This window comes from Acidibrevibacterium fodinaquatile, assembly GCF_003352165.1.
Classification (GTDB): Bacteria; Pseudomonadota; Alphaproteobacteria; order Acetobacterales; family Acetobacteraceae; genus Acidibrevibacterium; species Acidibrevibacterium fodinaquatile.
In genome coordinates, this window is the sequence record NZ_CP029176.1 from 2,887,200 (window position 1) to 2,901,520 (window position 14,321).

The following is a 14,321-nucleotide window of genomic DNA, read 5'->3' on the forward strand; positions in this document are numbered from 1 at the left end:
CGGGGTGTCTCGCGATTACCCCCCGAGTTTGTCCAATTCGCGCACCACCGCCTCGCCCATCACCTGCGTGCTCACCTTGGCGCAGTTGCGGGCCATGATGTCGGCGGTGCGGAGACCGCTCGCGAGCACGTGGGTGCAAGCGCTCTCGATCAGTTTTGCTTCCTCCTCCATCGCGAAGGAATAGCGCAGCATCATCGCGAAGCTCAGCACCTGTGCGAGCGGGTTGGCGATGCCCTTGCCGGCGATGTCGGGGGCGCTGCCGTGGATCGGCTCATAGAGCGCATGGCGGCGGCCCTTCGCATCGAGCCCGCCGAGCGTCGCGGACGGCAGCATGCCGAGGCTTCCGGTCAGCATCGAGGCGAGATCAGAGAGCAGATCGCCGAACAGATTGGTGGTGACGATGACATCAAACTGGCGCGGGTTGCGCACAAGCTGCATCGCGCAATTATCGGCATACATATGGGAAAGCTCGACATCGGCGAATTCACGCTCATGCAAGGCGCTCACGGTTTCGCGCCAGAGCAGGCCGCTTTCCATGACATTGGCTTTTTCGACGCTGCAAACACGCTTCTGGCGGGTGCGCGCCAGCTCGAACGCGACGCGGGCCACCCGCTCGATCTCGTGCGTCGCATAGGTTTCGGTGTTGAAACCGCGTTTTTCGCCGTTGGGAAGGGTCTCGACGCCGCGCGGCTTGCCGAAATAGATGCCGCCGGTGCTCTCGCGCACGATCATCAGGTCGAGCCCGCGCACCACCTCCGGCTTTAAGGTGCTGGCCTCGACCAGCGGGTCGAACACCACCGCCGGGCGCAAATTGGCGAATAGGCCGAGTTCGCGCCGCAGCGTGAGGATGGCGATTTCCGGCCGCATGTCGAAGCCGAGCTTGTCCCATTTCGGCCCGCCGACCGAGCCGAACAGCACCGCGTCCACTTCCTTGGCACGCGCGACGGTTTCTGGCGCGATCGGCGTTCCACGGGCGTCGATCGCGGCGCCGCCAACGAGATCCTCAAAAATATCGAAATTCACCGCGCGCTTGCGCCGCAGCCAGTCATTGACCCGCCGAACCTCATGCATCACCTCGGGGCCGATGCCGTCACCGGGCAGGATCAGCAGGGTTTTGTTGGCGCCCATCGAACATTTCCTTTAAAAGACAAAAGTTTTTTGGTTCTTTTTTGCAAAAAAGAACGCTCTCGTCATGCCATTTCCTACCCTAGCCGCGGATTTGTCCCTCGGAAACCCCTTCTCATGCCGGCACGATTTTCGGCAGCCAGGGTTGCGACGCAGCTTGATCGCGCTCGAAACGGTCGATCGCGCCGACATGAGCCATGGTCTGATCGATATCGTCGAGGCCGTTGATGAGCAGATGTTTGCGGAACGGGTCGATTTCGAAGGCGATCGCCTCACCGTTCGGGCGCAGCACCACTTGCCGCTCGAGATCGATGGTAAGGCGGGCATTGTCGCCCTGACGCACATCCTCCATCAACCGGTCGCAGATCTCGCGTGGCAGCCGGATCGGCAGGATGCCGTTCTTGAAGCAATTATTGTAGAAAATATCGGCGAAATCGGGCGCGATCACGGCGCGGATGCCGAAATCGAGCAGCGCCCAGGGCGCGTGCTCGCGCGATGAGCCGCAGCCGAAATTCTCATGCGCGATGAGGATTTGCGCGCGCCGGTAGGGTTCGCGATTGAGCACGAAATCGGGCCGCTCGGCACCATGCTCGTCAAAGCGCAGCGTGTCGAAGAGATGCACGCCAAGGCCGCTGCGACGGATGGTTTTCAAAAATCGCGCCGGGATGATCTTGTCGGTATCGACATTGGCGAGCGGCAAGGGGGCCGCAATCGCCGTCAGCGTCGTGAATTTTTCCATCACAGAAACTCCCGCATATCGGCGAGACGTCCGGCGATCGCCGCCGCCGCCGCCATCGCCGGGGACATGAGATGGGTGCGCCCGCCGGGGCCCTGGCGGCCCTCGAAATTGCGGTTCGACGTGCTGGCCGCGCGTTGGCCGGGCGTGAGTTTGTCTTCGTTCATCCCGAGACACATCGAGCAGCCCGGCTCGCGCCATTCGAACCCGGCCTCGACCAAGATACGGTCGAGCCCCTCGGCCTCGGCTTGTTTCTTGACGAGCCCCGAGCCAGGGACGACCAGCGCCCGCACGCCGGGCGCCACGCGGCGGCCGCGGGCGATGGCGGCGGCAGCGCGGATATCCTCGATGCGGCCATTGGTGCAACTCCCGATGAACACGACATCGATCGGGATGTCAGCGAGTTTCTGCCCCGGCTGCAAGCCCATGTAGGCGAGCATGCGGGTGATCTCGGCGCGCTTGGTGGGATCGGGCTCGGCTTCCGGATCGGGGACGGCGCCGGTGATCGGTGCGACACGCTCAGGGCTCGTGCCCCAGGTGACCATCGGCGCGATGGCGGCGGCGTCGAGCCGCACCACCTTGTCGTAAACCGCGCCCGGATCGGAGGCGAGGCTCCGCCAATAGCTCACCGCGGCCGCGAAATCGGCGCCGGCGGGGGCGTAGGGGCGGCCCTTGATCCAATCGAAGGTGGTCTCATCCGGGGCGACCAGGCCGGCGCGCGCACCGGCCTCGATCGCCATGTTGCAGACCGTCATGCGGCCCGCCATATCGAGGGCACGGATGGCATCCCCGGTGAATTCGATCACGTGGCCGGTGCCGCCAGCGGTGCCGATCTCGCCGATAATCGCGAGGATGATGTCTTTCGCCGTGACGCCTGCGGGCGTCCGCCCCGTGACTTCGATCCGCATGTTCTTCGCCCGCTTTTGCAGCAGGGTCTGGGTCGCGAGCACGTGTTCGACCTCGGAGGTGCCGATCCCGAAAGCGAGCGCCCCCAAAGCGCCATGCGTCGAGGTGTGGCTGTCGCCGCAGACGATGGTCATGCCGGGGAGGCTGATCCCCTGCTCGGGCCCGATGATGTGGACGATCCCCTGGCGCTCGTCGAGCACCGGGAAATAGGGCACGCCGAAGGCGGCGACGTTACGCTCCAGCGTCTCGACCTGGAGGCGGCTTTCGGGTTCGGCGATGCCGCGGCGGCGATCGGACGTCGGGATATTATGGTCCGCGACCGCGATCGTCGCATCCGGCCGGCGCACGGGGCGGCCGGCGGCGCGCAAACCTTCGAAGGCCTGCGGGCTGGTCACCTCGTGGACGAGATGGCGATCGATATAAAGGAGGCAGGTGCCATCGGGAAGCTGCTCGACCACATGCGCATCCCAGATTTTGTCGAACAAGGTGCGAGGTCCGGACATGCGATGGCTCCTTGACTTGCCGGATTATTCGGCGGCGTCCTGCGGGGTTGACGCCGCCTCAGCGCTCTCGATGGTGACGGCGCGGGCTTTTTCAGCGATGCGCGCCGACTTGCCCGAGCGGCCGCGGAGATAATAGAGCTTCGCCCGCCGCACATCGCCGCGCCGCACGACATGGATCTCAGCGATGCTCGGCGCATAGAGCGGAAACACGCGCTCCACCCCCTCGCCATAGCTGATCTTGCGCACGGTGAAATTGCTGTTGAGGCCCTTGTTCGAGCGGGCGATGCATACCCCCTCGAACGCCTGGGTGCGCGAACGCTCCCCCTCCACCACCTTGACGGAGACGCGGAGCGTATCGCCCGGGGCGAATTCCGGCACCGATCGGGCGGCGGTGAGGCGGGCGATCTGCTCGGCCTCGAATTTTTGGATGAGGTTCATGGAAAAATCCTTCTCGATACGGGTTTCTTACGGCGCGTTATCCGCGCTGGCAACGGGGTGGGCGGGCGCGGCGGCGGCGGCTTGGCGCTGATATAAAGACCATAGATCGGGGCGGCGGGTCCGTGTCAGCCGCTCGGCCTCGGCGCGGCGCCAGGCGTTGATCGCCGCGTGATCGCCGGACAGCAGCGTCGCCGGCACCGCTCTTCCTTGCCATTCGGCGGGTCGAGTGTAATGGGGATATTCGAGCAGCGGGCCGGAGAAACTCTCCTCCACAGCACTTTCCGCCGCCCCCATGACACCGGGGAGCAGCCGCACCACCGCATCGAGGACCACCAGCGCCGCGATTTCGCCGCCGGAGAGCACGTAATCGCCGATGCTGACCTCGCGCAGGTCGCGCGCCTCGATCACCCGCTGATCGATCCCCTCATAGCGCCCGGCGAGCAGGATCAGCCCGTCGCCGGCGGCGAAATCGCGCGCCATCGCCTGCGAAAACCGCTCGCCGCGCGGCGAGAGGCAGATCATCGGCCGGCCATCGGCGACAGCGCCAAGCGCGCGATCGACGACATCGGCGCGCAGCACCATGCCGGCGCCGCCGCCAAACGGCGTGTCATCGACGCTGCGATGGCGGTCTTCGGCAAAGGCGCGGATATCGTGCGCGGCAAGCCGCCAGAGCCCGCGCGTCTCGGCCCGCCCGGCGAGCGAAAACGCGAGCGGCCCGGGAAACATCTCCGGGAACAGGGTGAGGATATCGGCGCGCCAGGTCATGCCCTGGCCTCCTCTGGCGGTGCTTCCTGCTCGAGCGGCGGAATGACGACGACGCGCCCGGCCTCGATGTCGATCTCAGGCACGGCGGCGCGGGTGAAGGGGACGAGGAGCGCCGCCCCCTCGGGGCGCTCGATTTCGAGGCTGGCGCCGGCGCCGTAATCATGCACCGCGCGCACCCGCCCGCGCACCCCTTCCGGCAAGATCGCTTCCAGCCCGATGAGATCGGCGAGATAGAACTCATCCGCATCCGGCGGCGGCAAAGCGGCGCGATCGAGATAGAGGCGGCGATTGGTCAGGCGGGCAGCGTGGTCGCGATCGCGGATCTCAACCCAAGCGCCATCCTGCCAGAGCGCAACCGCGGCGATCCCCGGCCCGCGCCAGGCAAGCCGATAGCGGCCGCCGGCTTCGTCGTCGAGCGGGCCGTACTCGGTGAGCGCGGCCGGATCGGCGGTGTAGCTCGCGACCCGCACCAGACCGCGCACGCCGTGCGGCCTCCCGATCATTCCCATGAGGATGCGCCCTTTCGTCACGAAGCCGCGATCGCGGTTACGCCGCGGCTTCGGCCTTGGCGCGTTCCTGCGCCTTCTTCTTCGGCGCCGACTTCACCGGCTGCTCACGCCAGGCCGGCATCGGCGCGATCCCGGCATGGCCGAGAAACCGCGCGACGCGATCGGTCGCGACCGCACCCTGGCTCAGCCAATGCTGGATGCGGTCGGAGACGAGGCGTACCCGGTCCGCGTGGTCGGCCGGCAGCATCGGGTTGTAGCTCCCGAGCTTTTCCAGAAACCGGCCATCGCGCGGGCTGCGGCTGTCGGCGAGCACGATGTGGTAATAAGGGCGCTTTTTCGCGCCGGCGCGGGCGAGGCGGATTTTGAGGCTCATGTGCGGGGTTGCTCCTTATTCGGGAAAATTTGGGATAACTCAGAACGGGCCGCGGCGGCCGGGCAGCAGCGCGCTCAGGCCATGCCGCATCAGCCCTTTCTGGCCGAGCTTGTTCATGCGTTTGATCATGCCGGCCATATCGTCATACTGCTTGAGCAGTCGGTTGACCTCCTGCACCGAGGTGCCGGAGCCGGCGGCAACCCGCTTCTTGCGGCTCGCTTTGAGGAGGTCGGGGTTGCGCCGCTCGGCGCGGGTCATCGACGAGATGATCGCCGCTTGCCGCTTGAAGACAGATTTGTCGAGCTTCGATTCATCGACCTGGGCGAGAAGTTTCCCCGCCCCCGGCAGCATCCCGAGAATGCCCGAAAGCGAGCCCATGCGCCCGATCTGGCGGAGCTGGGCAGCATAATCCTCGAGATCGAAGCGGCCCTTGGCGATTTTGGCGGCGAGTTTTTCCGCCTCTTCCTGCTCGATGGTCTCGGACGCGCGCTCGACGAGGCCAACCACGTCGCCCATGCCGAGAATGCGCGAGGCGACGCGTTCGGGATGGAATTCTTCCAGCGCGTCCAGCTTTTCGCCGACGCCGATGAGCTTGATCGGCGCCCCCGTGACGGCCCGCATCGAAAGCGCCGCGCCACCGCGGGCATCGCCGTCCATGCGCGTCAGCACGATACCGGTGATGCCGAGCGCCTCATTGAAGGCGCGCGCGGTATTGACCGCGTCCTGCCCGGTCATGGCATCGACGACGAGGAGGGTCTCGGCCGGGCTGGTCGCGGCGCGGATCGCCTGCACCTCCGCCATCAGCTCGGCATCGATCGAGAGCCGCCCGGCGGTATCGAGGATGACGATGTCAAACCCCTCCCGCCGCCCGGCCGCGAGCGCCCGCTCGGCGATCGCGAGCGGGGTTTCGCCAGCAACGATGGGGAGCGAGGGAACGTTGGCGGCCTCGGCGAGCTGGGCCAACTGCAACTGCGCCGCCGGGCGCTGGGTGTCGAGGCTCGCGAGCAGCACCCGCTTGCGCTCGCGCTTGGCAAGGCGAAGCGCGAGCTTGCCCGACGTGGTCGTCTTGCCCGAACCCTGCAGCCCGACCATCAAAATCGGCACCGGCGCCGGGTGGTTGAGATCGAGCGCGCTCGATCCCTCGCCGCCGAGATGCTCGACGAGAACGTCATTGACGATTTTGATGACCTGCTGGCCCGGCGCCACGGCGCGAATGACCTCGGCGCCGATGGCGCGATCGCGCACCCCGGCGATGAAGGTCTTGACCACCGGCAGCGCGACGTCAGCCTCGAGCAGCGCGAGCCGCACCTCGCGGAGCGCCTCGCCGACATCAACCTCGTTCAGCGTGCCACGCTGGCGCAGCCGGTCGAAAACCGCGGTCAGCTTGCCGGAAAGCGTGTCGAACATCACCAATCCTCAACGCAAAACGCGCCGCTGCGCGAACCCTCGCGGAGCGGCGATGCCCCATGCCGGGGCGCGCGGTTCTGCGCCCAGGGCGGACGGTTTGTCAAGCCGGCCGCCAAGGGCAAGAAAAGCGGTTCTTTTTTGAAAAAAAGAACCAAAAAACTTTGTCCCGTTGGGCAGTGCCTGCGGCACTGCCCGCTTCGAGGAACGGGGAGGGAGTTCTTTAGTGACTGTCGGTCAAACCGGATCCCAGGAAAACACTTCGCCGCTGCGGTCGAGCGGCATGAAGGCCTCCTTGAGCGCCGGCAGCGCGTGTTCGGCGATCAGCTCCGGTGTCCAGCCTTCGCCACGATGAATGCCACGGATCGGGCGGGGCGAACTCATCAGGAAGATTTCGTTGTGGCGCGTGGCGAAAACCTGGCCGGTGACCTCGCGCGCGGCGTCGGATGCAAGAAACACCGCCATCGGCGCGTTCTTGTCCGGCGTCATCTGCTTGATCTTCTCGACCCGCGCCTTCTGCTCAGGCGTTTCGGCCGGGATCGAACTCGTCATCCGGCTCCAGGCAAACGGCGCAATGCAGTTCGAGCGCACATTGTAGCGCTTCATGTCGAGCGCGATCGATTTCGAAAGCGCGGTGATGCCGAGCTTGGCGGCGGCGTAATTGGCCTGGCCGAAATTGCCGATCAGGCCGGAGGTGCTGGTCATGTGAACATAAGCGCCGCTTTCTTGGGCGCGGAAGGGCTCGGCCGCGGCGCGCGAGAGGAAGAAGCTGCCGTTGAGATGGACATTGATCACCGCGAGCCAATCCTCGGGCGACATTTTGTGAAAGATGACGTCGCGCAGAATGCCGGCATTGTTGACGACGATGTCGATGCGGCCGAAATGATCGAGTGCGGCAGCGACGATCCGCTTGGCCGAGGCCCATTCGGCGACGCTCTCGGTACTGATCGCCGCCTCGCCGCCGCGCTGGATGATGATCTGGCGGGTCTGCTCGGCCGGCGTGCCCGATTGCCCCTCGCCGGTGAGCGAAGCGCCGATGTCATTGATCACCACCTTGGCACCCGCAAGCGCCATGGCGAGCGCGATCTCGCGCCCGATACCACCCCCCGCGCCGCTCACCACCGCGACTTTTCCTTCCAGCATAGGCTTTCCCGACATGCCATCCTCCCGTTTCTGGCGCCCTCGCGCCTTCTCTTGGCCGAAGACCGCGCCGCTGCAACCACCGCATCAGCTTTAGACCACACCACAAGCGCCGGCTAGTACCCTGCCCCTGACATGCTTTGGCATTTCCGAAATTCGCTTGCGAAGGGCTAAAGCGGGACACTCGCGGGATCCGGCGATGGCGCGGCCGGGGCGGCGGCCGATTAGCCGCGCGGGCCGCCGCCATTCCAATAGATCGTGACCGTCCCCGACGGCGTGTAGGTGCGCGGGAAATTCGATTGCGCAACCGGCAGCCCGACACCAAACCCCCAGGTCATCACCAGATTGCCGGTATTTGGCCAATTGAACTCGATCGCTGGCACCGCCCAGAGATAGGAATAGCCAGGCGCATTGGCGTGGCCAAAAAACAGGCTGCTGCCGGATTGCTCGGCGCCGGTCAGTTCGAGCACATAGCCCAAACCATACTCCGAATTGAGGACATGCTCGAGGGCAGCGCCAAACCAGACGATATTCCCGTCGACCATGTGCTCATAGACACCCATCGGCACCTGCGCGATGCCATTGTCGAACCCGTATCCCGGTCCGACGCGGGTCGGGTCAGCGACGATGTCGCCGAATTCGGCGTAGATCTCGAATGGCTTGAAGCGTTTGCGGATCAGAACATTGATCGCCTCGTCCACCGTGCCGTTGCTGAACTGATCGGTGTTATAGGCATCGGGGCGGAGATCGGTGGTGAAATTGCCGGTCGGAATGTAGAGATCGGCGCTGGTCGAAATCGTCGGCCAGGCGAAAAAATTATAGGTGTCCTGGTCGGCCATCCATTCATATTTGAGCTGGATATGGGCGTTGCCGAACCCCCAGTCGCTGGCATGCAGGCCGCGCGGCGCGGTGGGATAGCCGGCGTTGTTGATCGCCACCGTCTGCCAGAAATCGAGCTCGAAATTATGGCCAAGGCCAAGCGCGATGCGCTCTGGCATGTAATAGGTCGAAGTGCCTTGGGACGGCGTGCGCTCATTATAAACCCAGGGCTCGAAATACCATGAGCCAAGCGGCTCGACATCGGCGGTGCCGGTATATTGCGGCCCGGAGGTGTTGATCGCCCACGGCGCGCGGTTTTTGCCTTTGGTCGCGGCAGGGTCATAAACGAGCGCGATCGCGACCGCCGGGGCCTCGGCGGCGCGGGCGGTGACGACGCGATTTTCCGTGTCGTAATCGACCTTCTCGACGACGACGAGATAATCCCCCTGGGCCAGCGCGTCGAAGTGAAAATAGCCAGTGGCATCGGTGAAGCTGTGCGTCAGATGCCAGCCGTCGCGGGTCTCGAGCGTCACCCGCGCGCCGGTGATCGGCAGGCCACTGGCATCGGTGACGACGCCGGTGACGCGATACGACATCGGCGTGCTGATGATGTCCCCTTGCGCGTCGGGGCGGCGCCCGGCGAAGTCTTGCGGCACGACATCATCGCCGCTCGAATCGCTGCCGTCCGCAACACCCGGATCGGGCGACAGCCGGATTGCGGGCGCGCTGTTTTGCGCGTTTGAGAGCGGCGATGTCTCTGCCAAAGCGGTGAGGGGGTGAGCGGCGAGCACAGTGAAGGCGAGCGCCGCGAGCAAGAGGTCAAAACGCCCACCGCGGAAACGCTGGCGCGCGCAAAAACGATGATCCAGCATGGGCTGATCCTCGGGTCGTGTCGAACGGACGGCTTCAGCGCACGCCGAAGCCGAGGGAATGTCGTGTCAGGGGGGATGGCGCCGCGCCGATGCGCGCGCGGCGGGAGCCTCAGCGGCGACTGGGCGGGAACGAGGGAGGATGGTCGATCGTCACCGCGCACAGGCAGGCGCGCGGCGGTCGCGTGTTCACCATAACGGGCAAAAAGTCAGAAAGGGCAACCATGGCTGCCTCCTCTGGTTCATGCGTTTGCACAAACCCGGGAGGCTCGGCTGCGGGGCGTCAGTATGTCAGGGCTGACACCAAAACGCGGACAAGCGGATCCCGGGCGATGAGCCAACCCGACGGCGAGGACAAAACCGGCGCTAAGCGCCGACTATGGCTCTCCGTGGGTTGGCGACGAGATCGCGGTTTCATGTGACTCCCTCGCGGGTTAAGGTGATCCGACAAGCGCCACGCATTGCGGTCGACGGGTTGTCAACCCGCGCCGAAATGTAGCCGAAGCTACATATCCTCGCGGCTCGCTCTTTGTCAACGCTCAATCTGTCAACGCGGCGCATGGGCCATCGCCTATTCGGTATGTTATAACATAACTTCTACAACGCCACGCCGGCCCGGTCAAGAGGCGCGACGGTAGACTTGCCCGCCGCGCCGTCGACACGACAGAACGGCACGTTTCGCACTATGCTCCAGATCCCTTTGTCCGTGACCAGCTCAGCAATCGAGGGAACCCATGTCCGAGACACGCCCACCGCTGCCGCCATTTACCGAAGGGACCGCGATCCAGAAGGTGCGCGCCGCCGAAGACGCCTGGAACGGGTGCGATCCGGCGCGCGTCGCGCTCGCCTATACGCCCGACAGCCGCTGGCGCAATCGCTCTGAATTCCTCGTCGGCCGCGTTGCCATCGTCGCGTTTCTCACGCGGAAATGGGCGCGCGAGATGGATTATCGCCTGATCAAGGGGCTCTGGGCCTTCACCGAAAACCGCATCGCCGTCCGCTTCGCCTATGAGTGGCATGACGATAGCGGCCAGTGGTTTCGCTCCTACGGCAACGAGAACTGGCTGTTTGACGCGGCCGGCCGCATGGCCCAACGCCACGCCTCGATCAATGATGTGCCGATCAAGGAGGGCGAGCGGCTGTTTTTCTGGCCGCGAACCGGCCCACGCCCGGCCGATCACCCAGGCCTCGACGCTCTCGGGCTCTGATCATCGCCCGGCGCTGACGGCGGGCGCGCTTGCGCCGGCCGGCGATATCTTCGATGCTGTCGCCATAGAAAACCGCGAGGAAACGGACATGGCGCAGGTGGAGGGCAAGGTTGCGATCGTCACCGGCGGTGCCTCGGGGATCGGGGCCGCCTGTGCGCGGCTTCTGGCCCGCGAAGGCGCCAAGCTGGTGATCACTGATATCGACGCCGCGGGGGGCGCGGCGCTCGCGCGCGAGATCACTGCGGCCGGCGGCACCGCGCTCTTCCTTGCGCAGGACGTGACCGACGAGGCGCGCTGGCCAGACGTCATCGCAAGCACCGAACGCGCGCATGGCCGGCTCGATATTTTGGTCGCCAATGCCGGGATCGGCCTGCTCGTTCCCGCGATCGAGATGACGCTCGCGGATTGGCGGCGGCAGAACGCGGTCAACCTCGACGGCGTCTTTCTCGCCGTCAAGCATGCCGTGCCGGCGATGCGCCGCGCCGGTGGCGGCTCGATCGTGATCATGTCCTCGGTCGCCGGCATTCGCGGCTCGGCGGGGCTTGCGGGCTATTGCGCGAGCAAAGGCGGCGTCAGGCTGTTTGCCAAGGCGGTGGCGCTGGAGTGCGCGGCCGCGGGAGACGGCATTCGGGTCAATACCGTCCATCCTGGCATCATCGCGACGCCGATCTGGCAAAAAATTCCGACCGGCGCCGAGGGGGCGGCACGCAATGCGCCGATCGACCCGCACCTCCTCGCCCGCGAAGTGCCGCTCGGCATTGCCGGAACGGCGGACGAGGTCGCGGCCGGTGTCCTGTTCCTCGCCTCCGATGCCTCGCGCTACATGACCGGCGCGGAATTGGTGATCGATGGCGGCATCACCGCGGGCACCGTGCGGCGCTGGCAATCCTGATCGCGGACAGCGTATCACCCACCCAACGGGAAGAAAGTCTTTTTGCTTCTTTTTCTTCAGAAAAAGAAGTTTTTCTCATATTTTTTCCTCTTACCCCTTCAGGACATCGCATGTCGAACGTTCTCGGTTCCACCCGTGCCGCCGCCGTTTCGCCAAGCCGGGTGTTCTGGGCGACGTGGTTCGGCTGGATGCTCGATGGTTTCGATTCCTCGATGTACGGCTATCTTCTGGTCGCCGCCCTGACCGATCTCCTGCCACAGAGTGGCCTGGCCGCGAGCCGCGCCAATATCGGCGTCTATGGCGGGATTTTGTTCTCGCTCTTCATGGTCGGCTGGGCGTGCTCGATGGTTTGGGGGTGGGCGGCGGATCGCGTCGGGCGGGTGCGGGTGATGTGCTGGACGGTGTTGATCTATTCGTTGTTCACGGCGCTTTGCGGGCTTGCCGATGGGATCGTGATGTTCGCGGTTTTCCGTTTCCTCGCCGGGTTCGGGATCGGCGGCGAATGGGCGGCGGGCACGCCGCTTTTGCATGAATCGGTGCCCGAGACCATGCGCGTGCGGCTTGCCGGCTGGCTGCACACGGCGACGCCGACCGGGCTTTTCCTCGCCGCCTTCGTCGTCCTCATCGCGGGCAACAAGCTTGGCTGGCGGGGGATGTTCATGCTTGGCATCCTGCCGGCGCTGCTCACGCTCTATCTCCGCCGCGCTATTCCTGAGCCGCGGCGCACAGCGGCGGCGGCGGCGGCGAAATTCGGCGCTCTGTTCGCGCCCGGGCAGGCGCGCACCACTTGGGCCGCGGCGCTGATGATGGCGTGCATCATCTTCGGCCTCTGGTCTTCGAATTTCTGGGCGCCGACGGTGGTGATCACCCGCCTCGTGGCAAGCGGCGCGAGCCACGCCCATGCCCAGACGATGGGCGCGATTTGTGGCCTGGTGACCAATCTCGGCACGCTCGCCGGCTGTTTTTTCATGCCCTGGATTACCGCTTTCCTTGGCGGGCGGCGGCGAACGGCAGTGGTGTTCTTCCTCGGCGCGATGGCGAGCGTGATCGTGTCCTATTACGGCGCGATCGCGCGGCTCGACGATCTCCGCCTGTTCATGCTGTTGCTCCCGGTGCTCGGGTTTTTCACCAACGGCATTTTCGCGCTCTATACGATTTGGCTGCCGGAGATGTTTCCCGGCGCTTTGCGCGGCGCCGGCGCCGGGTTCGCGTTCAGTTTCGGCCGTCTGCTCGGCGCCGCCGGGCCGACCTTGATCGGCTTTCTCACCGTTCTGATCGGCAGCTATCCGATCACCATCGCGGCGCTGTCGCTGATCTACCTCGCGGGCCTTCCCTTCATCGCTCTCGCCCCCGAAACCGCGCACCAATCCCTGCGGGCGTGAGCCGCTGGCGTGTCATGCCGCGCGCATGGTTTCGAGGAACCGCCCCGAATCGTCATGCAGGCGGCCCGAGGCCTGGCTCAGCTCGGTCGCCACGGCGAGCAGTTCGGATGCGGCGGCCGCGACGTTTTGCGTATTTTCGGTGACATCGGTGACGTTTTGCGCCATGTGCGTCGCGCTGGTCATGACCTGGTTCGCGGCGCGGGCGATTTCGCTGGCGGCTGCGCCCTGCTGCTCGACCGCGGCGGCGATGCCGGTTGCGATCTCGCTCACCTCCTCGATCGCCTTGGTGATGCCGCCGATCGCGCCGACCGCTTCGCCGGTCGCGGATTGAACCCGCTCGATCTGGGCGCCGATATCGCCGGTCGCCCGTGTCGTCTGCACCGCGAGTGATTTCACCTCGCCGGCGACGACGGCGAAGCCCTTGCCCGCCTCACCGGCGCGCGCCGCCTCGATCGTCGCGTTGAGCGCGAGCAGATTGGTTTGCCCGGCAATGCCTGTGATCATGCTGACGACATCGCCGATACGCCGTGCATCTTCGGCGAGGCGGGCGACGATGCCGTCGGTTTGTTGCGCGGTTGTGGTGGCGGCGCGGTTGATGGTGAGCGAGCGCGCCATGCGGCCGCTGATTTCGGCGACGGAGGCGGAAAGTTGTTCGGCCGCGGCGCTGACGGTGCTGATCCCGCTATTGGCTTCGCCGGCGGCGAGAGAGGCTTCCACCGCCTGGCGCTGTGTGCGGTCTGCGGAATCGCTCATGCGCGCCGCGATTTCCTTGAGGGAGTCGGAAAGGGTCGCGACACGCGAAACCAGAGAGGCGACCTTCTCCTCGAAATCGCGAACGAGGGCGCTTTTATGGGTGATGTCGTTGAACACCGCCATGGTGCCGATATGGGCACCGGCTTCGTTGCGGATCGCGATCGCCCGCAAATCCAGCTCGCGCGCGCCGAAGGTAAGGGAAAGATGCGCCGAGCCGCCGCCGGCGAGCCGGTCAGCGAGGGCCGGAAACAGCATCGGCAGGCGCTGCGCGGTGAGGAGCGGCGCCCCGCCAGCGCCCTCGGCGAGCAAGGTCTTGGCGGCGGCATTGGCGTACGTGATGGCGAAATCATGCGTCGGGTCGCTCCAGATCACGCCATCCGGGACATTATCCACCATGACCATGGCGGATTCGAACCATTCCTTGAAGCGTGCCGCCTTGGCCTGCTGTTTTTGCATCGCGTCACGCCGAACATAGGGCCACCAGCTCAACCACCCCATC

The 14,321-nt window shown here is 65.5% G+C and carries 14 protein-coding genes; 3 read left to right on the forward strand and 11 right to left on the reverse strand.

All coding sequences use genetic code 11. The features are described from left to right. Positions 1 to 15: 15 nt before the first annotated feature. The 10 genes from leuB to DEF76_RS19475 all read right to left on the reverse strand — a co-directional run bounded on the left by leuB (position 16) and on the right by DEF76_RS19475 (position 9,590). Positions 16 to 1,128 (reverse strand): 3-isopropylmalate dehydrogenase, encoded by a 1,113-nt coding sequence (leuB, locus tag DEF76_RS13720; RefSeq protein ID WP_114912815.1) that lies wholly within the window; start codon positions 1,126 to 1,128, stop codon positions 16 to 18. Positions 1,129 to 1,240: 112 nt separating this feature from the next. Beyond that, a complete protein-coding gene (gene leuD, locus DEF76_RS13725) occupies positions 1,241 to 1,864 on the reverse strand; it encodes a 3-isopropylmalate dehydratase small subunit (protein ID WP_114912816.1) in 624 nt (207 codons plus the stop codon). Next, the gene (gene leuC / locus DEF76_RS13730; RefSeq protein ID WP_114912817.1) at positions 1,864 to 3,270 is read right to left on the reverse strand and encodes a 3-isopropylmalate dehydratase large subunit; all 1,407 of its coding nucleotides are present in this window, start codon (positions 3,268 to 3,270) and stop codon (positions 1,864 to 1,866) included. The genes leuD and leuC overlap by 1 nt, the downstream gene beginning before the upstream one ends. Before the next feature lie 24 nt (positions 3,271 to 3,294). Beyond that, positions 3,295 to 3,708 carry a 50S ribosomal protein L19 gene (rplS, locus tag DEF76_RS13735; RefSeq protein WP_114912818.1) on the reverse strand — a complete coding sequence of 138 codons (414 nt, stop codon included), beginning with the start codon at positions 3,706 to 3,708 and terminating at the stop codon, positions 3,295 to 3,297. Between the two features lie 27 nt (positions 3,709 to 3,735). Then, on the reverse strand, positions 3,736 to 4,473 hold the full coding sequence (gene trmD, locus DEF76_RS13740) for a tRNA (guanosine(37)-N1)-methyltransferase TrmD (RefSeq protein WP_114912819.1): 738 nt from the start codon (positions 4,471 to 4,473) through the stop codon (positions 3,736 to 3,738). Beyond that, complete coding sequence (rimM, locus tag DEF76_RS13745; RefSeq protein ID WP_114912820.1) at positions 4,470 to 4,982, reverse strand: ribosome maturation factor RimM; 513 nt, start codon at positions 4,980 to 4,982, stop codon at positions 4,470 to 4,472. Before rimM ends, trmD begins: the two co-directional genes overlap by 4 nt. 37 nt (positions 4,983 to 5,019) lie before the next feature. After that, positions 5,020 to 5,355: a 30S ribosomal protein S16 gene (gene rpsP, locus DEF76_RS13750; RefSeq protein ID WP_114912821.1), complete on the reverse strand. Its 336-nt coding sequence runs from the start codon at positions 5,353 to 5,355 to the stop codon at positions 5,020 to 5,022. Between the two features lie 39 nt (positions 5,356 to 5,394). Further along, a complete protein-coding gene (gene ffh, locus DEF76_RS13755; protein ID WP_114912822.1) occupies positions 5,395 to 6,762 on the reverse strand; it encodes a signal recognition particle protein in 1,368 nt (455 codons plus the stop codon). Between the two features lie 234 nt (positions 6,763 to 6,996). Beyond that, positions 6,997 to 7,917, reverse strand: a complete 921-nt coding sequence (locus tag DEF76_RS13760) for an SDR family oxidoreductase (protein ID WP_114912823.1) — start codon at positions 7,915 to 7,917, stop codon at positions 6,997 to 6,999. A 206-nt stretch (positions 7,918 to 8,123) separates the two neighbouring features. Then, positions 8,124 to 9,590, reverse strand: coding sequence for a carboxypeptidase-like regulatory domain-containing protein (locus DEF76_RS19475; RefSeq protein WP_162800667.1), 1,467 nt, complete (start codon positions 9,588 to 9,590; stop codon positions 8,124 to 8,126). A gap of 731 nt (positions 9,591 to 10,321) precedes the next feature. Between DEF76_RS19475 and DEF76_RS13770 the strand changes: the two genes are divergently transcribed. The 3 genes from DEF76_RS13770 (at position 10,322) to DEF76_RS13780 (ending at position 13,069) form a co-directional block, all read left to right on the forward strand. Then, entirely contained in the window at positions 10,322 to 10,795 is a 474-nt protein-coding gene (locus DEF76_RS13770) for a nuclear transport factor 2 family protein (RefSeq protein ID WP_114912824.1), read from the forward strand. An 88-nt stretch (positions 10,796 to 10,883) separates the two neighbouring features. After that, positions 10,884 to 11,687 (forward strand): SDR family NAD(P)-dependent oxidoreductase, encoded by an 804-nt coding sequence (locus tag DEF76_RS13775; RefSeq protein ID WP_114912825.1) that lies wholly within the window; start codon positions 10,884 to 10,886, stop codon positions 11,685 to 11,687. 110 nt (positions 11,688 to 11,797) lie between these two features. Beyond that, entirely contained in the window at positions 11,798 to 13,069 is a 1,272-nt protein-coding gene (locus DEF76_RS13780) for an MFS transporter (RefSeq protein WP_114912826.1), read from the forward strand. Positions 13,070 to 13,081: 12 nt separating this feature from the next. Here DEF76_RS13780 and DEF76_RS13785 read toward each other — a convergent pair whose 3' ends face one another. Then, entirely contained in the window at positions 13,082 to 14,320 is a 1,239-nt protein-coding gene (locus DEF76_RS13785; protein ID WP_114912827.1) for a methyl-accepting chemotaxis protein, read from the reverse strand. Position 14,321 lies beyond the last annotated feature (1 nt).

Coding starts and splice junctions, on each gene's coding strand:
- DEF76_RS13775 (WP_114912825.1), top strand. CDS start 10,884: ATGGCGCAGGTGGAGGGCAAGGTTGCGATCGTCACCGGCGGTGCCTCG.
- leuD (WP_114912816.1), bottom strand. CDS start 1,864: ATGGAAAAATTCACGACGCTGACGGCGATTGCGGCCCCCTTGCCGCTC.
- rpsP (WP_114912821.1), bottom strand. CDS start 5,355: ATGAGCCTCAAAATCCGCCTCGCCCGCGCCGGCGCGAAAAAGCGCCCT.
- rimM (WP_114912820.1), bottom strand. CDS start 4,982: ATGGGAATGATCGGGAGGCCGCACGGCGTGCGCGGTCTGGTGCGGGTC.
- DEF76_RS13760 (WP_114912823.1), bottom strand. CDS start 7,917: ATGTCGGGAAAGCCTATGCTGGAAGGAAAAGTCGCGGTGGTGAGCGGC.
- DEF76_RS13785 (WP_114912827.1), bottom strand. CDS start 14,320: ATGGGGTGGTTGAGCTGGTGGCCCTATGTTCGGCGTGACGCGATGCAA.
- rplS (WP_114912818.1), bottom strand. CDS start 3,708: ATGAACCTCATCCAAAAATTCGAGGCCGAGCAGATCGCCCGCCTCACC.
- leuC (WP_114912817.1), bottom strand. CDS start 3,270: ATGTCCGGACCTCGCACCTTGTTCGACAAAATCTGGGATGCGCATGTG.
- DEF76_RS19475 (WP_162800667.1), bottom strand. CDS start 9,590: ATGCTGGATCATCGTTTTTGCGCGCGCCAGCGTTTCCGCGGTGGGCGT.
- ffh (WP_114912822.1), bottom strand. CDS start 6,762: ATGTTCGACACGCTTTCCGGCAAGCTGACCGCGGTTTTCGACCGGCTG.
- DEF76_RS13770 (WP_114912824.1), top strand. CDS start 10,322: ATGTCCGAGACACGCCCACCGCTGCCGCCATTTACCGAAGGGACCGCG.
- trmD (WP_114912819.1), bottom strand. CDS start 4,473: ATGACCTGGCGCGCCGATATCCTCACCCTGTTCCCGGAGATGTTTCCC.
- leuB (WP_114912815.1), bottom strand. CDS start 1,128: ATGGGCGCCAACAAAACCCTGCTGATCCTGCCCGGTGACGGCATCGGC.
- DEF76_RS13780 (WP_114912826.1), top strand. CDS start 11,798: ATGTCGAACGTTCTCGGTTCCACCCGTGCCGCCGCCGTTTCGCCAAGC.